The organism is Paenalcaligenes sp. GW821-LYS-B07-1, from assembly GCF_058803365.1.
In genome coordinates this window covers 3493497-3513320 of sequence record NZ_CM179516.1, presented here as the reverse complement: position 1 = coordinate 3513320, position 19824 = coordinate 3493497, and the positions used below count along the sequence as shown (strand labels likewise).

13 protein-coding genes are annotated in these 19824 nt (G+C 50.0%); 10 read left to right on the top strand and 3 right to left on the bottom strand.

Annotated elements, in window-relative coordinates; translation table 11 throughout:
- Window positions 1-41: 41 nt before the first annotated feature.
- The 6 genes from rplK to rpoC all read left to right on the top strand — a co-directional run bounded on the left by rplK (window position 42) and on the right by rpoC (window position 10932).
- On the top strand, window positions 42-473 hold the full coding sequence (gene rplK, locus AC3QL0_RS16780) for a 50S ribosomal protein L11 (protein WP_493009470.1): 432 nt from the start codon (window positions 42-44) through the stop codon (window positions 471-473).
- 6 nt (window positions 474-479) lie between these two features.
- The gene (rplA, locus tag AC3QL0_RS16775; RefSeq protein WP_430224059.1) at window positions 480-1175 is read left to right on the top strand and encodes a 50S ribosomal protein L1; all 696 of its coding nucleotides are present in this window, start codon (window positions 480-482) and stop codon (window positions 1173-1175) included.
- Between the two features lie 236 nt (window positions 1176-1411).
- A complete protein-coding gene (gene rplJ, locus AC3QL0_RS16770; RefSeq protein ID WP_493009469.1) occupies window positions 1412-1936 on the top strand; it encodes a 50S ribosomal protein L10 in 525 nt (174 codons plus the stop codon).
- Window positions 1937-2018: 82 nt separating this feature from the next.
- Window positions 2019-2393 carry a 50S ribosomal protein L7/L12 gene (gene rplL / locus AC3QL0_RS16765; protein ID WP_135863573.1) on the top strand — a complete coding sequence of 125 codons (375 nt, stop codon included), beginning with the start codon at window positions 2019-2021 and terminating at the stop codon, window positions 2391-2393.
- Window positions 2394-2560: 167 nt separating this feature from the next.
- The gene (gene rpoB, locus AC3QL0_RS16760) at window positions 2561-6673 is read left to right on the top strand and encodes a DNA-directed RNA polymerase subunit beta (RefSeq protein WP_493009468.1); all 4113 of its coding nucleotides are present in this window, start codon (window positions 2561-2563) and stop codon (window positions 6671-6673) included.
- Complete coding sequence (rpoC, locus tag AC3QL0_RS16755; RefSeq protein ID WP_493009467.1) at window positions 6673-10932, top strand: DNA-directed RNA polymerase subunit beta'; 4260 nt, start codon at window positions 6673-6675, stop codon at window positions 10930-10932. The genes rpoB and rpoC overlap by 1 nt, the downstream gene beginning before the upstream one ends.
- A gap of 149 nt (window positions 10933-11081) precedes the next feature.
- Here the strand turns inward: rpoC and AC3QL0_RS16750 are convergent, their stop codons facing one another.
- The 3 genes from AC3QL0_RS16750 to AC3QL0_RS16740 form a co-directional block, all read right to left on the bottom strand.
- Entirely contained in the window at window positions 11082-12977 is a 1896-nt protein-coding gene (locus tag AC3QL0_RS16750; protein ID WP_493009466.1) for a CHASE2 domain-containing protein, read from the bottom strand.
- 95 nt (window positions 12978-13072) lie between these two features.
- A complete protein-coding gene (locus AC3QL0_RS16745; RefSeq protein ID WP_493009465.1) occupies window positions 13073-14161 on the bottom strand; it encodes a FecR family protein in 1089 nt (362 codons plus the stop codon).
- Between the two features lie 23 nt (window positions 14162-14184).
- Window positions 14185-14880, bottom strand: coding sequence for a response regulator transcription factor (locus AC3QL0_RS16740; protein WP_493009464.1), 696 nt, complete (start codon window positions 14878-14880; stop codon window positions 14185-14187).
- A 503-nt stretch (window positions 14881-15383) separates the two neighbouring features.
- Between AC3QL0_RS16740 and rpsL the strand changes: the two genes are divergently transcribed.
- The 4 genes from rpsL (at window position 15384) to tuf (ending at window position 19764) form a co-directional block, all read left to right on the top strand.
- Window positions 15384-15758, top strand: coding sequence for a 30S ribosomal protein S12 (gene rpsL, locus AC3QL0_RS16735; RefSeq protein ID WP_135863562.1), 375 nt, complete (start codon window positions 15384-15386; stop codon window positions 15756-15758).
- 144 nt (window positions 15759-15902) lie between these two features.
- A complete protein-coding gene (gene rpsG, locus AC3QL0_RS16730; protein ID WP_135863560.1) occupies window positions 15903-16373 on the top strand; it encodes a 30S ribosomal protein S7 in 471 nt (156 codons plus the stop codon).
- Between the two features lie 15 nt (window positions 16374-16388).
- A complete protein-coding gene (fusA, locus tag AC3QL0_RS16725; protein ID WP_493009463.1) occupies window positions 16389-18491 on the top strand; it encodes an elongation factor G in 2103 nt (700 codons plus the stop codon).
- Between the two features lie 82 nt (window positions 18492-18573).
- Entirely contained in the window at window positions 18574-19764 is a 1191-nt protein-coding gene (tuf, locus tag AC3QL0_RS16720) for an elongation factor Tu (RefSeq protein WP_493009462.1), read from the top strand.
- The last annotated feature ends 60 nt before the right edge of the window (window positions 19765-19824 follow it).

The window sequence follows — 19824 nt, the reverse complement described above, 5'->3', positions numbered from 1 at the left end:
ACGTCATCTGACATAGCACTATCACCCGCAAGGAGTACATCATGGCGAAGAAAATCGTCGGGTTTATCAAGCTGCAAGTTCCAGCTGGTAAAGCAAACCCATCGCCACCAATTGGTCCAGCACTGGGTCAACGTGGTCTGAACATCATGGAATTTTGTAAGGCATTTAATGCCCAGACTCAGCAAGTAGAGCCAGGTCTGCCAATTCCAGTTGTTATTACTGCTTACGCTGATAAAAGTTTCACTTTTATCATGAAAACTCCACCAGCAACTGTTCTGATCAAGAAAGCTGCTGGTCTGAAAAGCGGTTCCGCTCGTCCTAACGTAGACAAAGTTGCTACGCTGACACGTGCTCAAGCCGAAGAAATCGCCAAAACCAAAGAGCCAGATCTGACTGCTGCAGATATGGACGCTGCTGTACGTACCATTGCTGGTACTGCACGCAGTATGGGCGTTATCGTGGAAGGGGTGTAATCAGTCATGGCTAAATTGAGCAAACGCGCAGCAGCTATTGCTGCCAAAATCGATCGCAACAAGCTGTACCCTGTTTCCGACGCGCTGAACCTGATCAAAGAAACGGCAACTGCCAAATTTGACGAGTCAGTAGACGTTGCTGTTCAGCTGGGTATTGACCCTCGTAAATCCGACCAATTGGTTCGTGGCTCCGTAGTTCTGCCAGCCGGTACAGGTAAAAGCGTGCGTGTAGCCGTTTTTGCACAAGGCGAGAAAGCTGAAGAAGCTCGTGCAGCTGGTGCTGAAATCGTTGGTATGGAAGACTTGGCTGAGCAAATTAAAGCTGGCCAAATGGACTTCGACGTAGTTATTGCTTCCCCAGACACAATGCGTATCGTTGGTACGCTGGGTCAAGTATTGGGCCCACGTGGTCTGATGCCAAACCCACGTGTTGGTACAGTAACTCCTGACGTTGCTACAGCTGTGAAAAACGCTAAAGCTGGTCAGATCCAATACCGTACAGACAAAGCAGGTATTATCCACGCAACGATTGGCCGTGCTTCTTTTGACACAGCTAAGTTGCAGGAAAACCTGGTAGCTTTGGTTGACGCGCTGAACAAAGCTCGTCCAGCTGCAGCTAAAGGTGTGTACATGCGTAAAGTAGCCGTATCGTCCACAATGGGCGGCGGTGCTCGTGTAGATATCGCTACTCTGCAAGCTTAATCGCTAGCAGAAAAGCAAAACAGAACTTTGGGCGTAGCTGGCTGATATAGCAGCTACTGCTGTCAAAGACCGTTGGAGGCTTTGTACAACTGTGTTGTGCAACCTTAATCGGGATTATCCCATCCAACGTAGACGGCGCCCGCGGAAGAATTTCTACTTCAGAAACTCGACCAGGTGCGCCGCATTCGGTTGATGTCCCGGAGAAGTCCGGACATCTTTATAGGAGTGTTCAAACCGTGAGTCTCAATCGTGAAGAGAAAGCGGTAGTTATCGAAGATGTCGCTGCTCAAGTAGCACAGGCACAATCGATCATTATCGCTGAGTATCGTGGTCTGGACGTCGCTTCCGTTACCGTATTGCGCAAAAAAGCGCGTGAGTCGGGCGTGTATCTGCGTGTTTTGAAAAACACGTTAGTTCGCCGTGCATTGGTAGACACATCTTTCCAAGATATGTCTAGCCAACTGGTTGGTCCTCTGATGTACGCCATCAGTACTGACCCAGTTGCAGCGGCAAAAGTCATGTCAGATTTCGCTAAAACTAACGACGCGTTGGTCATCAAAGGCGGTGCTATGCCTAATAGCCTGCTGGATGTTAACGGCGTTAAAGCATTGGCAACAATGCCTTCTCGCGAAGAGTTGTTGGCGAAACTGCTTGGCACGATGCAAGCACCTGTCACGCAATTTGTGCGTACGCTTAACGAAGTTCCAACTAAGTTCGCACGTGCCCTGGCGGCCGTACGCGATCAGAAAGAAGCTGCATAATTGCGCTACTTTCCTTAGGGAATTTTGTTGTATCGGACGATACCCAAACCTGGCATTTATATCTAATATCTGGAGTTGAAACATGGCTACTAAAGCTGAAATCCTCGATGCAGTTGCAAACATGACTGTTCTCGAGTTGTCCGAACTGATCAAGGACATGGAAGAGAAATTTGGTGTATCCGCTGCTGCTGCTGCTGTTGCAGTTGCTGCTCCTGCTGCTGCAGGCGGCGAAGCTGCTGCTGAACAAACAGAGTTCACAGTACACCTGAAAGAAGTTGGCGCAAACAAAGTTAGCGTTATTAAAGTTGTGCGTGAATTGACTGGCTTGGGCTTGAAAGAAGCTAAAGACCTGGTTGACGGCGCTCCTAAAGACGTTAAAGAAGGTCTGTCCAAAGCTGACGCTGAAGACGCCAAGAAAAAGCTTGAAGAAGCTGGTGCTGCAGTCGAACTTAAGTAAGACTTTAGTACATGCCCGGGAAGTGTCTTTTTTGCCTTCCCGGGCTTTCGCGTCTCTAGAAAACCTGTGATTTTAGTAAGCTAGTTTTATTACTTGAGTCAGGTTCTCTAGAGTCGTAAACCAGGGTCGTGGTTGACGGCCCGTGTAACCCTTGAGTCGGAGTGCTCATGCCTTATTCGTATACCGAAAAAAAGCGCATACGCAAGAGCTTCGCCAAACGTGAAGACGTACAGCAGGTTCCTTATTTGCTGGCGACCCAGCTACATTCTTTCAGAACGTTTCTTCAACGAGAAACAATTTCTTCTGAACGTAAGTCGGAAGGTCTGCAAGAAGCGTTTAATTCCATTTTCCCTATCGTAAGCCACAATGGCATGGCACGTCTGGAGTTCGTCAGCTACACGCTGGGTGAGCCCGTATTTGACGTGAAAGAGTGCCAAATGCGTGGTCTGACCTATGCATCGCCTTTGCGTGCCAAGGTACGACTGGTGATTATGGACCGCGAAGTTAGTAAACCCACAGTCAAAGAAGTTAAAGAGCAAGAAGTCTACATGGGCGAAATGCCTTTGATGACTGACAACGGCTCTTTTGTGATCAATGGTACTGAGCGTGTCATTGTATCGCAGCTACACCGTTCACCTGGGGTGTTTTTTGAGCATGATCGGGGCAAAACTCATAGCTCTGGAAAATTGCTTTTCTCAGCTCGTGTAATTCCTTACCGTGGTTCATGGTTGGATTTCGAGTTCGATCCAAAAGATATCCTGTTCTTCCGTATTGACCGTCGTCGTAAGATGCCTGTCAGTATCTTGCTGAAAGCTATCGGCATGACCCCTGAAGCCATCTTGGCGCACTTCTTCGAGTTCGATCACATCGAACTGTTGGGTGAAGGCGGTCGCTTGCAATTCGTGGCTAAGCACTGGCGTGGCGAAGTGGCGCGTTTCGACGTGACCGATCGCGATGGCAACGTTATTGTTGAAAAAGACAAACGTATTAATGCCCGTCACCTGCGTCAGCTGGAAGATGCCAAGATTGATTACATCTCCATTCCTGAAGATTACCTGCTGGGCCGCACCTTGGCCAAGAACGTGGTTAATCCAGAAACAGGTGAAATCATTGCTAAGGCAAACGACGAAATCACTGAAGGCATTTTGGCCGAAGCTCGCGATGCAAACATCCGTGAGCTGGAAACTCTGTACGTCAACGATTTGGATCAGGGCGGTTATATCTCTCTGACACTGCGTACTGACGACACAGCAGACCAGATGGCAGCACGTGTGGCAATTTACCGCATGATGCGTCCTGGTGAGCCTCCAACCGAAGAAGCGGTTGAAGCGCTGTTCCAACGCCTGTTCTACAGCGACGAGACTTACGATTTGTCTCGCGTTGGCCGCATGAAAGTGAACAGCCGTTTGGGCCGTGGCGAAAGCATTGAAGGTCCACTTACACTGACCGACGAAGACATCGTAGACACCATCAAACTGTTGGTAGATCTGCGTAACGGTATTGGCCAGATCGATGATATCGATCACTTGGGTAACCGTCGTGTACGTTGTGTTGGTGAGTTGGCTGAGAACCAATTCCGTGCTGGTTTGGTACGTGTTGAGCGCGCCGTGAAAGAGCGTCTAGGTCAAGCTGAAAGCGAAAACCTGATGCCTCACGACTTGATCAACTCGCGTCCTATCTCGGCTGCGGTTAAAGAGTTCTTCGGTTCAAGCCAGTTGTCCCAGTTTATGGATCAGACCAACCCTCTGTCCGAGATTACACACAAACGTCGTGTATCCGCTCTGGGCCCTGGTGGTTTGACTCGTGAGCGTGCAGGCTTTGAAGTTCGTGACGTGCACCCAACCCATTACGGTCGTGTGTGCCCGATTGAAACGCCTGAAGGTCCAAACATTGGTCTGATTAACTCCATGGCGCTGTATGCGCGTCTGAACGAGTATGGTTTCCTAGAGACTCCTTACCGTAAAGTTGTGGATTGTCAGGCTACCGACGAGATCGTGTATCTGTCGGCTATTGAAGAAAGCAACTACATCATCGCTCAGGCTAACGCCGAGTTAGATGACGATCACCGCTTTGTGGATGATCTGGTGGCATGTAGGGAAGCGGGCGAAACGCTGATGACTGCACCAGAAAACGTGCAGTACATGGACGTTGCTCCTTCACAGATCGTGTCCGTTGCTGCTTCACTGATCCCGTTCCTAGAGCACGATGATGCTAACCGTGCGCTGATGGGTGCCAACATGCAACGTCAGGCTGTACCGTGCTTGCGTCCAGAGAAACCTCTGGTCGGTACCGGTATTGAGCGTACTGTTGCAGTTGACTCGGGTACTACCGTGATGGCCACTCGTGGCGGCTTGGTAGACTACGTGGACGCTGAGCGTGTGGTTATTCGTGTAAACGATGACGAAAACGTTGCGGGTGAAGTGGGCGTAGACATCTACAACCTGACTAAATACACACGTTCTAACCAGAACACCAACATTAACCAACGTCCTATCGTAAAACGTGGTGACGTAGTGGCTCGTGGTGACGTTCTGGCTGACGGTGCGTCTACAGACTTGGGTGAATTGGCTCTGGGTCAAAACATGAAGATTGCCTTCATGACCTGGAATGGTTACAACTTCGAGGATTCGATCTTGATCTCCGAGAAAGTTGTGGCTGACGATCGCTACACTTCGGTGCACATCGAAGAGTTGACGGTTGTTGCTCGTGACACCAAGCTGGGACCTGAAGATATCACACGCGATATCAGCAACCTGTCCGAAGTTCAGCTGAACCGTCTGGATGACTCCGGTATTGTGTATATCGGTGCTGAAGTGCGTGCAGATGACGTTCTGGTTGGTAAAGTAACGCCTAAAGGCGAAACTCAGCTCACACCAGAAGAAAAACTGCTGCGTGCGATTTTCGGTGAAAAAGCCTCTGACGTGAAAGACACATCCCTGCGCGTGCCATCCGGCATGGTAGGTACTGTGATCGACGTTCAGGTGTTCACTCGTGAAGGTATTGAGCGCGATAAACGTGCACAGTCCATTATCGATGATGAGCTGCGTCGTTACCGTCAAGACTTGAATGACCAGTTGCGTATCGTGGAAGACGATGCCTTCGACCGTACTGCTAAATTCCTGACCGGTAAGGTTGTGAATGGTGGTCCACGTCGTCTGGCTAAAGGCAGTGAAATCACTGCTGAGTACTTGGTTGATCTAGATCGCTGGCAGTGGTTCGACATCCGCTTGGCTGATGAAGAGCACGCACTGGTTCTGGAACATACCAAAGACTCTCTGGAACAGAAACGTCACCAGTTCGACCTGGCCTTTGAAGAAAAACGCAAGAAACTCACCCAAGGTGATGAGTTGCCTCCTGGCGTTCTGAAAATGGTTAAGGTGTACTTGGCTGTTAAACGTCGTCTGCAACCTGGTGACAAGATGGCTGGTCGTCACGGTAACAAAGGTGTGGTTTCCCGCATCGTACCGGTAGAAGATATGCCTCACTTGGCTGATGGTACTCCTGTAGACATCGTGCTGAACCCTCTGGGTGTGCCTTCACGTATGAACGTGGGTCAGGTGTTGGAAGTTCACTTGGGTTGGGCTGCTAAAGGTCTGGGCGATCGTATTAACGAAATGCTGAGCAACGAGAAAGGTTATCAAGTTGCTGAGCTGCGCGCTTACCTGGAAAAAGTCTACAACACCACTGGCAAACATGCAGACATCGCTTCGTTGACTGACGCTGAGTTGATCTCCATGGCGCATAACCTGCGCAACGGTGTGCCTCTGGCTACTCCGGTATTTGACGGTGCAACTGAGCACGAAATCCAAACGATGTTGGCATTGGCTTACCCAGATGACGTAGCCGAGAAAATGCAATTGGCCAACAGCCGTACTCAAGTGATTTTGTTCGACGGCCGTACTGGTGAACAGTTTGAGCGTCCTGTGACCGTAGGTTACATGCACTACCTGAAACTGCACCACTTGGTTGACGACAAGATGCACGCTCGTTCCACTGGTCCGTACTCCTTGGTTACTCAGCAGCCGCTGGGTGGTAAGGCACAGTTCGGGGGCCAGCGTTTCGGGGAGATGGAGGTTTGGGCACTTGAAGCTTACGGTGCAGCCTACACGTTGCAGGAAATGTTGACTGTGAAGTCTGATGACATCACTGGCCGTACCAAAGTTTACGAGAACATCGTCAAGGGCGATCATGTGATTGATGCCGGTATGCCGGAGTCATTCAACGTTCTGGTCAAGGAAATTCGATCCTTGTCGCTTGACATGGATTTGGAGCGTAAATAATGAAAGCGCTACTCGATCTCTTTAAACAGGTCTCTCAGGATGACCAATTCGATGCGATTCGCATCGGTATCGCGTCTCCTGAGAAAATCCGCTCCTGGTCTTTCGGTGAAGTCCGTAAGCCAGAAACGATTAACTACCGTACTTTCCGCCCTGAGCGCGATGGTCTGTTCTGCGCCAAAATCTTTGGCCCAGTAAAAGACTACGAGTGCTTGTGCGGCAAGTACAAGCGACTGAAACACCGCGGCGTAATCTGCGAGAAGTGTGGTGTTGAAGTAACCGTATCCAAAGTACGTCGTGAACGCATGGGCCACATTGAGTTGGCCTGCCCGGTTGCGCACATCTGGTTCCTGAAGAGCTTGCCCTCCCGTTTGGGTATGGTTCTGGACATGACTCTGCGCGATATCGAGCGTGTACTGTACTTTGAAGCATGGTGCGTGATCGAGCCAGGCATGACTCCGCTGAAACGCGGTCAGATCATGTCTGATGACGATTACTACGCGAAAACAGAAGAATACGGCGACGACTTCCAAGCCCTGATGGGTGCGGAAGCTGTTCGTGAGTTGCTGCGTACTATCGACATCGATAGAGAAGTAGAAACTCTGCGTGCTGAACTGAAAGCCACTGGCTCCGAAGCTAAGATCAAGAAAATTTCCAAGCGCTTGAAAGTGCTGGAAGGTTTCCAGAAGTCTGGTATCAAACCAGACTGGATGATCTTGGAAGTGCTGCCAGTGTTGCCTCCAGAACTGCGTCCTTTGGTACCACTGGATGGCGGCCGTTTTGCGACTTCTGACCTGAACGATTTGTATCGTCGCGTCATTAACCGTAATAACCGTCTGAAACGCCTGCTGGAACTGAAAGCTCCGGACATCATCCTGCGCAACGAAAAACGTATGCTGCAAGAGTCCGTAGATTCGCTGCTGGATAACGGCCGTCGCGGTAAAGCCATGACTGGCGCTAATAAGCGTCAATTGAAGTCCTTGGCTGACATGATTAAAGGTAAGGGCGGTCGCTTCCGTCAGAACCTGTTGGGTAAACGTGTTGACTACTCCGGTCGTTCCGTGATCGTTGTGGGTCCACAATTGAAACTGCACCAGTGTGGTCTGCCAAAATTGATGGCGCTGGAGCTGTTCAAGCCCTTTATTTTCAACCGTCTGGAAAAAATGGATTTGGCGCAGACCATCAAGGCCGCCAAACGCATGGTTGAAAATCAGGAACCCGTAGTTTGGGATATTCTGGAAGAAGTGATTCGTGAACACCCAGTGATGCTGAACCGTGCACCTACATTGCACCGTCTGGGTATTCAGGCTTTTGAGCCAATGCTGATTGAAGGTAAAGCGATTCAGTTGCACCCCTTAGTGTGTGCGGCGTTTAACGCTGACTTTGACGGTGACCAGATGGCGGTACACGTGCCGTTGTCCTTGGAAGCTCAGTTAGAAGCGCGTACTTTGATGCTGGCATCGAACAACGTATTGTTCCCAGCTAACGGCGAACCTTCTATCGTTCCTTCTCAGGATATCGTGCTGGGTGTGTACTACGCGACGCGTGATCGCATCAACGGTAAAGGTGAAGGCATGTTCTTCGCCAACGTTGCTGAAGTTCAGCGTGCGTACGACAACCATGAAGTTGAGCTGCAATCGCGCGTAACCGTGCGTTTGCCTGAGTACGAGAAAAACGAAGCAGGTGAGTGGGTTGAAAGGCTGCAACGCTTTGAAACCACCGTTGGTCGTGCTTTGCTGTCCGAGATTCTGCCTCACGGTCTTTCTTTCAAAGTTCTGAACCAGACTTTGAAGAAAAAAGAGATCTCTAAGCTGATCAACATGTCTTTCCGTCGTTGCGGTCTGCGCGCTACAGTGATTTTCGCTGATAAATTGATGCAGTCTGGTTTCCGTCTGGCTACGCGTGGTGGTATTTCCATCTCTATGCGTGACATGGTGGTGCCTACCGTCAAGGCTGAAATCCTTGAGCAAGCCGGTAACGAAGTTAAAGAGATTGATAAACAGTACTCGTCCGGTCTGGTGACTGCACAGGAACGTTACAACAACGTGGTAGATATCTGGGGTAAAGCCAGTGACCGCGTTGGTAAAGCCATGATGGAACAACTGGCAACTGAGCCAGTGATTGACCGTCACGGGGATGAAGTCCGTCAAGAGTCTTTCAACTCTATTTACATGATGGCTGACTCCGGGGCTCGTGGTTCCGCAGCACAGATTCGTCAGTTGGCTGGTATGCGTGGTCTGATGGCTAAGCCCGATGGCTCCATTATTGAGACACCTATTACCGCGAACTTCCGTGAAGGTTTGAACGTACTTCAGTACTTTATTTCCACTCACGGTGCTCGTAAAGGTCTGGCTGATACGGCGCTGAAAACGGCTAACTCTGGTTACCTGACTCGTCGTCTGGTAGACGTGACCCAAGATTTGGTGATCACTGAAGACGATTGCGGTACCTCCAGCGGTTACACCATGAAAGCGGTACTGGATGGTGGTGAAGTTATTGAAGCGTTGCGCGATCGTATTTTGGGTCGTGTGGCAGCTACTGACATCATCAACCCTGATACACAAGAAACTGCAATCCCTGCCGGCACATTGCTGGATGAGGACAAAGTTGAGCAGATCGATGCGCTGGGTATTGACGAAGTCAAGATCCGTACACCACTGACATGTGAAACACGTCATGGTCTATGTGCACATTGTTATGGTCGTGACCTGGGTCGCGGTGTGTTGGTTAACCGTGGTGAAGCAGTGGGTGTTATCGCTGCTCAGTCCATCGGTGAACCTGGTACACAGTTGACGATGCGTACGTTCCACATCGGTGGTGCGGCGTCTCGTGCAGCAACAACCAGCACAGTGGAAACCAAAATTGCTGGTCAAGTTGGCTTTGCCATTGGCCTGCGCTATGTGACCAACGGAAAAGGCGAGAAAGTTGCTATCTCCCGTTCTGGCGAAATCATCATTTATGATGACAACCGTCGTGAACGTGAACGCCACAAAATCCCTTACGGTGCGAACATTGCCGTGGCGGATGGTGAAAGCGTTAAAGCAGGTCAACGTATCGCTAGCTGGGATCCATTGACTCGTCCAATCGTGTCCGAGTACTCCGGTTCCGTACGCTTCGAAAACATCGAAGAGAACGTAACTGTAGCTCGTCAGGTTGACGAAGTTACTGGTCTGTCTACATTGGTGGTGATTACACCTAAGACTCGCGGTGGTAAAACATCCGTACGTCCGCAGATCAAACTGCTGAATGAAGCAGGCGAAGAGATCAAGATTGCGGGTACAGACCACATGGTAAACATCTCCTTCCCAGTGGGCGCGCTGATTACAGTGCGTGACGGGCAGCAGGTGGGTGTGGGTGAAATTCTGGCTCGTATTCCTCAGGAATCCCAGAAAACTCGCGATATTACCGGGGGTCTGCCACGTGTGGCTGAACTGTTTGAAGCTCGTTCACCAAAAGATGCTGGCTTGCTGGCAGAAGTTACTGGTACGGTTTCCTTCGGTAAAGACACCAAAGGTAAGCAGCGTCTGATCATCACTGACTTGGAAGGCGTAAGTCACGAGTTCCTGATTCCTAAAGAGAAACAGGTTCTGGTACACGACGGCCAAGTTGTGAACAAGGGTGAAACCATTGTTGACGGCCCAGCTGATCCGCACGATATCTTGCGTTTGAAAGGTATTGAGCAGTTGGCTAGCTACATCGTTAACGAAGTGCAGGACGTTTACCGTCTGCAGGGTGTGAAGATTAACGATAAGCACATCGAAGTGATTGTTCGCCAGATGCTGCGTCGTGTTCACATTACTGATGCTGGTGATACTGAGTTCATTACTGGTGAACAGGTAGAACGTTCCGAGTTGCTGAATGAGAACGACCGAGTAGTTGCTAAAGATGAGATCCCAGCAACATACGAAAACGTATTGCTGGGTATTACTAAAGCTTCTCTGTCCACAGACTCCTTCATTTCTGCGGCTTCCTTCCAGGAAACCACACGAGTACTGACCGAAGCAGCCATCATGGGTAAACGTGATGAACTGCGTGGTCTGAAAGAGAACGTGATCGTTGGTCGTTTGATTCCTGCTGGTACAGGTATGGCATATCACAATGCCCGCCACAACAAGGAAGTGTTCGAACTGGCTGAGCGTCAGGCAGCACGTGCACAGGAAAACCCGTTCATGAGCGACAACAATCCATTCATGGATGTTGAAGAAACTGCTTCAACGGAACCTGAAGCCTCTGCATCGGTAGACACAGGCGACGAGGAATAATCCTAGTTAGCTGTCTATAGACTGCATCAACAACCCCCTGCTACTTTCGAGTACAGGGGGTTGTTGTTTGTGGGGGCTGAAAAGAATGCTGAGTAGTAAAGCCAGTCTATGTAGACGGCATGACTGTAGGGCGTATGGGCTACACAGGCTTAGGCTGTTTCTTCTTCGCTGATGGGCAGCTTGACGGTAAAGGTACTACCTTTGCCCTCTTCACTTTCTAGTGTGATGTAGCCGCGGTGACGCTGTATTACTGTTTGTACAAAAGCCAAACCTATACCACTGCCTATCGGAGCATCCTCAGCGGTACTGTGGGCGCGATTAAAGGCTTGGAAGATGGTAGGTTGCAGGTGATCAGGAATACCCCAGCCTTGGTCTTTAATACTGACCACAGCGTAGTTGTTTTCTTGAGTAAGTGTACAGTGCACTGTGGTGTTGGCCGAACTGTACTTGATGGCATTATCCACCAAGTTGTTAAATGTTCTGCGCAGCATAGTGGCGTTTCCGTACACGTACAGTTGTTCTTCGGTAGTGTCGAATGCAATTTCTATGTGTTTGGCTTTGGCGCGTGACCACGCATCGTCGTACACATCAGCCAGCACATCGCCCAGATTAACGTCGTGGAATTCAATCTCCATGGCCTCAGCACGCGCCAAGTCCATAAAGTTATTCACAAGCTCTAGGGTGTTAGAGGCATACGATTCTATCTTGCCCAGCAGCTGTTTTTCATCCAGCGCTTCTTGGCCGGAACGCTGTAAGGATACCAATGCCAAAATAGAATTCTGCGGTGCACGCATATCGTGCGAAATGAATCGCAGCGTCTGTTCACGACGTTGTTGTGCTTCGCGCAAAAGCTCAATACCTCGGTGTAGAAAGCTTAGTCGTGCCGGCAGAGTTTCTGTGGGTGCTTTGGCCTCTAAGGCTAAACGTAAGGCGGAGTCTTGAGCACTGAGAACTGAAAGTTCATGATTAATATGGCGCAATACTGTTTCTTGGCTGCGCCAGTGCCATGCAGGGTAAGCTAGCATCATGACAACCAAGCTGCTTGAAATGGGCAGCCAGAAGTGTAGGAACTGCAGTAACGCCCAGTCTAAGCCTACGAGTATCAACCACAGTGCAGTAGTGGTTAGAAAGGCTTTACGAGGTGAGAACCGTATTAGTATCAAACATACCAAATAGATGGGGATGATATTTAAGACGATGACTAACCATGTGGGTAGAGGCTTAATCCAATCGTCATCACGAGCGTTGCTAAGCGCATTGGCAAGAATTTCTACACCAGCCATGCTGGTACGGTCTACCCATGAAAGTGGGGTAGGGTAGTAATCGCCTAGACCGCTGCTCCATGCTCCGACCAAGACGTAGCGGTCTTTGAATTCTTCAGCTGGAATTAGCCCATTGGCTACGGCCGAATAGGGATAGGTCTGGTAGTGATCCGGTGGCCCTGAGAAATTAACCATGTATTCAGCAGGCTTAGCGGTCAGTAACTTATCGGCAATCTGCTCTTCACCACCAGCTTTGAGCATGGCGGGAATAATATGTGAAAACTTTTGTGCACCATCTGTGGTGTACAGCGAGATGCGACGTACAGCACCGTCCGGATCGGGGTAAATATTGATGAAACCCAACTCCGCAGCACTTTCAGCGAGTGGTGAGACAGGCTTATCTATCGTGGTGGGGGTGCTGTCAGGCCTGACTATGGTAGGCAGCACGGTGCGACCATGGTTCTTGATGGCGTTCGCAAAGGTGAGATCGTCTTGTGGGTAGGCTGGGTTGTAATCTTGGAAGAGGATATCGAAGCCTACGGCCTTAGCTTGGCTGAGATTTTTCAAGAGGTTTGCGTGTTCAGCACGACGCCAAGGCCAGTATCCCATTTGCTGCAGACTACCCTCGTCAATGACCACGAGAGCAACATCAGGATCGGGTTCTGCAACTGGCAACGCCAGTTTCATGTAGAAGTCGTAAAAAGTGCTATCAACTTGGGATAGCTTGAGCACGTCTTTGAACTGTATGAGCAAGATAGTCAGCAGGATCAAAAAAAACGTCATAATCCGCCACTCTAGTAGCACCTGGCGCCCCAGCGAACTGGAGCCCGAAGGTGGACGTAGAGGCAAGGCTGTCTTGCGCATACAAAATGTTCAGCCTAGTATTCTTGCAGTGTAATTGGCAGGTCGAAGCTACTCATAATGGGTGAGCCGTCAGAGCTTTGTAAGACCATTTGGCCTGGGAAGCTTGCTACCGCATCGCGTCCCATCAGACCGTCTGCAGCAATACCCCTTACGCGTACGTAGTGAGTACCAGTGCCGCCAGCATGGAAACTAACGGTAGTGTCGGTGGTTGTTTCACGAGAGTAGATCTGTGAGCCTTCTTCATCCAGTGTTACTTGTACCAAGTACTCATCCGCACCTGGCAGTGCAGGGAAAGACACTTGCCAACCGTTAGGGCCACGGGCGGGTTCGCTCATGTCGGGCGCTGGCAACAAGTTACCGGTGCTGACTTCGCCAGATGCATTCACGATAGTCCCTTGATCGGGCTTTATGTACATGGCTTGGTTAGAGGCATCAGTCTGTAACTTGGCTCTACCGCTGATAACTTCAGTAATACTGCGGTCATCGTGACTGCGTACACGTAAGTCTGTACCACGCACGCCAGTAACGGAAATCGGTGTGTGTACTTCAAAACGACCTACACCACGATGGTCAGGAGCCACGCGGGTTTCCAGTTCGCCTTTTTCCAATTCAATAATAGAGTCAGTCAAACCTGCATGGGTAAAGTCGCGCAGACGTTTCAAGCTCAGGTTGCTGGAAGGTGGCAGCGTGATAGTACTGTCATCGCTTAACTGCAATGTTAGAAAAGCGTTGCTGCCTACCACAATGGAATCACCTTCTTTCAGCATGCCACCAGTTTGAGGGCGCTGGCCATTGATGGTGATGTCGCCACTGTAGTGACTAATACGCGCTTGGCCAGGTACTTCGGCGATTAACGAAAATGGAATACGTAGTGCTTTACCAATAGGTAATGCCAATGGATCCACTACATTATTCAGATTTTGCAATGTACGCCAGTGGTTGCTTTGACCGGTATATAACTTTGATAGGGCCGAGAGTGTGTCGCCTGACCGTACGTTATAGATAAAATCGTCGCCCTCGGCGCCAGAGGGTTGGGCCACACAGGTAGTGCCGGCTAACAAGCTAAATGTAGTGAAACAAGCGAGGGCGAGATGTTTAAGCATGGTTGTTATATAGCGTTTATATTTTAGAGCTCGTTAACGGTTTCCAGACGATAGCCCAGTGCATAAGAAGCGTTCAAACGCACACCGTTTTCGGGACGCAGTTGTAACTTGCGTCGAATGTTAGAAAGGTGCGTATCCAATGTACGCGAGGTAGCTGGAATTTCACGGTTCCATACAGCCGTACTGAGTACATCACGAGAAAACAGCCTACCAGGATTGCGAAACAACAACAGAGCTAGCTCAAATTCTTTAGGAGCCAACTCTACCGCTTCACCGTGCAACGTAATGGTGCCGGCAGCAGGATCAATACAGTAAGGACCAAACTCAAAAGAGTCTGTAGAAGGTGTAACAGGGTTCATCCTGCGCAACAGGGCTTGAACTCTGGCTTGTAGCTCAGCAGGCCGAATGGGCTTACCCATATAGTCGTCTGCACCAGCTTGCAACCCAACCACCAAGTCTTCCTCGGCAGTTCTGCTGGTTAAGAACAACACGGGCAGGGCATAACCCAATTTAGACCGTACCCAGTGTAATACATCTAGGCCGCTCATGTCAGGGAGCTCCCAGTCTAATACCAGCACATTGAAATCGTGCGGCTTAGCCAATGCTGCCAACAATGATTTTCCAGTATGGAAGGGCGAGCAGGTGTAGCCGGCTGAGTCCAGTGTCTTGACGATCATTTCGCTTTGTACTGGATCGTCTTCCAAGGAGGCAATATTCATGGGCATTAATATTAAAAGCAATAAATTGTAGGAAGTATAACTTTTCCCCCTAGGGGGCCGGGTATCGTATGCAACTACCCGTTACTTTGGCGTCACGAAGCCCGCGCAAACACTAGCGTTCCGTGCATAAACTATTGACCCAGAAAACATTTGCGTGGTAAATTGGCTAGCTTACTCATGGGATCCTTTGCCGGTATTCCTAGGTAAATAAACCCAGTGCACGGGGTTCTGTCTATATAGAAGCATCTATATAGACCCAAAAAAGCTTGTTTTAGCTACACCTTTTAATTCATGTTGCTACGGTTCGTATCAACATGTGCTGTCAGAGTTGTATTGTGATGGCAATACGTTAATCGGTAAACCCTGCTCTGTGGTCCTTTGTTGCCAGGCCCGCTCTTTTACGTAAATGTTCGTTGTGGGCGGTTCTGTGCAAGTCGTCCCGGCGACACGAATACTGTCGCAAGGATATGTTCGTTTTTGTACGTAAAGGATACGTCGAGGCTATGCCAACCATTAGTCAATTAGTACGCAAGCCGCGTGCCGTATCTCGTCCAGGCAGCAAAAGTCCTGCCCTCGAGAACTGCCCGCAGCGTCGTGGTGTTTGCACCCGTGTGTACACTACAACCCCTAAAAAACCTAACTCTGCTCTGCGTAAAGTCGCCAAGGTTCGCTTGACCAACGGTTACGAAGTTATTTCGTACATCGGTGGTGAAGGCCACAACCTGCAGGAACACTCGGTCGTTCTGATCCGTGGTGGTCGTGTAAAAGACTTACCAGGTGTGCGTTATCACATCGTTCGTGGTGCACTTGACCTGCAAGGCGTGAAAGATCGTAAACAGGCTCGCTCCAAATACGGCGCGAAACGTCCTAAGAAGTAATTTACTGCTTTCTGCTGGCCGGATAATCTGGCCCGTGTCCGTGCAGCCTTTGCTGTCCTGATGCAAAGGCATGTAAGTGGTCATTTGTCATGAATGGCCAAGACCGTGAAAAGCGGCTCAACTGAATAGTCACAAGGAAATATTATGCCTCGCCGTCGCGAAGTACCCAAAAGAGAAATCCTGCCAGATCCTAAATTTGGTAGCGTAGAACTCGCAAAATTCATGAATATCGTGATGTTGTCCGGTAAGAAAGCTGTTGCCGAACGCATCGTGTATGGTGCCCTCGATCAAATCCAGGAAAAAGCCGGCAAAGATCCGATCGAAGTGTTCACCACTGCTATCAATAACGTAAAACCTGTAGTTGAAGTTAAAGGCCGCCGTGTTGGTGGTGCTAACTATCAAGTGCCTGTTGAAGTTCGTCCTGTACGTCGTTTGGCTCTGGCCATGCGTTGGGTACGCGAAGCTGCTAAAAAACGCAGTGAAAAATCCATGGACCTGCGTTTGGCCGGCGAGTTGCTGGATGCCGCAGAAGGCCGTGGTGGTGCAATGAGAAAGCGTGAAGACACGCACAGAATGGCCGAAGCCAACAAGGCATTCAGCCATTTCCGTTGGTAATCAAAGGACAAAATCATGGCCCGCAAAACCCCCATCGAGCGCTATCGTAATATTGGTATTTCGGCACACATTGATGCCGGTAAAACCACAACGACAGAACGCATCCTGTTTTACACTGGTGTAAGCCACAAGCTGGGCGAAACCCACGAGGGTTCCGCAACCATGGACTGGATGGAGCAAGAGCAAGAGCGTGGTATTACCATTACCTCTGCTGCTACCACAGCGTTCTGGAGCGGTATGGCTGGCAATTACCCAGAGCACCGTATCAACATTATTGACACCCCCGGGCACGTGGACTTTACCATTGAGGTAGAGCGTTCCATGCGTGTTCTGGACGGTGCGGTGATGGTGTATTGTGCTGTGGGCGGTGTGCAGCCTCAGTCCGAAACCGTATGGCGCCAAGCTAACAAATACGGTGTGCCACGTTTGTTGTTCATCAACAAAATGGACCGTACCGGTGCTAACTTCTACAAGGTGTACGACCAGCTCAAACTGCGTTTGAAAGCTAGTCCTGTGCCAGTCGTTTTGCCAATCGGCGCTGAAGATGAATTCAAAGGCGTTGTTGATCTGGTCAAAATGAAGGCCATCATCTGGGATGAAGCCAGCCTGGGCGTGAAATTTGAATACGCTGATATTCCAGCTAACTTGGTTGCCGAAGCCAACAAATGGCGCGAAAACCTGGTTGAAGCTGCAGCTGAAGCCAGCGAAGAGTTGATGAACAAATACCTGGAAGAAGGCGACCTGTCCGAGGCCGACCTGACTTTGGGTCTGCGTACACGTACCATTGCTGGCGAAATCCAGCCAATGCTGTGCGGTACAGCGTTCAAAAACAAAGGTGTTCAGCGCATGCTGGATGCAGTGATCGACTACATGCCATCCCCAGTGGATATTCCTGACGTGGCTGGTGAAGACGATGACGGCAATCCTATTGCTCGTCCTGCTGACGACAACGCTCCATTGTCCGCATTGGCATTCAAGCTGATGACAGATAACTTCGTTGGTCAGTTGACGTTTGTGCGTGTGTACTCCGGCATTCTGCGCTCTGGCGACACTGTGTACAACTCAGTGAAAGGCAAGCGTGAGCGTATCGGCCGTATTCTGCAGATGCACGCTAATAACCGTGCTGAACTGAAAGAGCTGGTAGCGGGTGATATCGCTGCGGTGGTGGGTCTGAAAGAAGTTACAACTGGTGAAACACTGTGCGACATGCAGAACCATATCGTTCTGGAACGCATGGAGTTCCCAGAGCCAGTGATTTCTCAGGCTGTTGAACCAAAAACCAAATCCGACCAAGAGAAAATGGGTGTGGCCCTTTCTCGCTTGGCGCAGGAAGATCCTTCTTTCCGCGTAACAAGTGATGAAGAATCTGGCCAGACTATTATTTCTGGTATGGGTGAGCTGCACTTGGAAGTTCTGGTTGACCGCATGCGTCGCGAGTTCAATGTGGAAGCTAACGTTGGTAAACCACAAGTGGCTTACCGCGAAACTATCCGCAAAGTTTGCCCAGAAGTTGAAGGCAAATTTGTTCGTCAGTCCGGTGGTCGTGGTCAATACGGTCACGTGGTACTGAAACTCGAGCCAATGGAACCAGGTGGTGGCTACGAGTTCGTTGACGAGATCAAAGGTGGTGTGGTTCCACGTGAATACATTCCTGCCGTTGATAAAGGTATCCGCGAAACACTGCCTGCTGGTGTGATCGCTGGTTACCCAGTAGTTGACGTGAAAGCAACATTGTTCTTCGGTTCGTACCACGATGTGGACTCGAACGAAAACGCTTTCCGTCTGGCTGCTTCCATGGCGTTCAAAGAGGGTATGCGCCGCGCTGATCCAGTGCTGCTGGAACCCATGATGGCTGTTGATGTTGAAACGCCAGAAGAGTACGCCGGTACAGTGATGGGTGACTTGTCCTCCCGTCGCGGTATGGTTCAGGGTATGGAAGACATTCCTGGTGGTGGCAAAATCATCAAGGCAGAGGTTCCTCTGGCCGAGATGTTTGGTTACTCAACCAGCTTGCGTTCTCAGACCCAGGGTCGTGCTACGTACAGCATGGAGTTTAAGCAGTACTCAGAAGCTCCTAAGCATGTAGCTGATGAAGTTGTCAGCGCGCGTGCAAAATAAATAACACGTTAAGGCCAGTCTGTTGTATAAACGGGCTGGTCTATAAATTTTTGTTTTCCTGAAAACATAGTAGAGATAAATCATGGCAAAAGGTAAGTTTGAACGGACTAAACCGCACGTCAACGTAGGTACAATTGGTCACGTTGACCACGGTAAAACCACTCTGACCGCAGCGATCTGCACGGTTTTGGCAAAAGCATACGGCGGTGAAGCACGTGACTACGCGCAAATCGACGCAGCACCTGAAGAGAAAGCTCGTGGTATTACCATCAGCACCTCTCACGTAGAATACGAAACACCTGCACGTCACTACGCACACGTAGACTGCCCAGGTCACGCTGACTACGTTAAAAACATGATTACTGGTGCAGCGCAGATGGATGGCGCGATTCTGGTAGTGTCCGCAGCTGACGGCCCAATGCCTCAGACACGTGAACACATCTTGTTGAGCCGTCAGGTTGGTGTTCCTTACATCATCGTGTTCCTGAACAAAGCCGACATGGTTGACGACGAAGAGTTGTTGGAACTGGTAGAAATGGAAGTTCGTGAGCTGTTGTCGAACTACGATTTCCCAGGCGACGACACACCAATCGTTAAAGGTTCCGCTAAGTTGGCACTGGAAGGCGACGAAGGCCCATTGGGCAGCCAAGCAGTATTGGCTTTGGCCGAAGCTCTGGACAGCTACATCCCAACACCAGAACGTGCTGTAGACGGTGCATTCTTGATGCCAGTAGAAGACGTATTCTCCATCTCCGGTCGCGGTACAGTGGTAACTGGCCGTATCGAGCGTGGTATCGTTAAAGTTGGTGAAGAGATCGAGATCGTTGGTATTCGCGACACAGTAAAATCCACATGCACGGGCGTAGAGATGTTCCGTAAATTGTTGGATCAAGGTGAAGCGGGCGATAACGTTGGTGTATTGCTGCGTGGTACCAAACGTGAAGACGTTGAGCGTGGTCAAGTATTGGCTAAACCAGGTTCGATCAAGCCACACACAGACTTCACAGCTGAAGTGTACATTCTGTCCAAAGAAGAAGGCGGTCGTCACACACCATTCTTCAAAGGCTACCGTCCTCAGTTCTACTTCCGTACAACTGACGTAACCGGTACTATCGAACTGCCAGAAGACAAAGAAATGGTTCTGCCAGGCGATAACATTTCCATGACAGTGTCGCTGATTGCGCCTATCGCTATGGAAGAAGGTCTGCGTTTCGCGATCCGCGAAGGTGGCCGTACTGTTGGTGCTGGCGTTGTAGCCAAAATCATCAAATAAGCTATTGATATAGCTGGATGCAGGGGCGCGGTGTTGCCCCTGCAACTTTTCGTTCTTTAG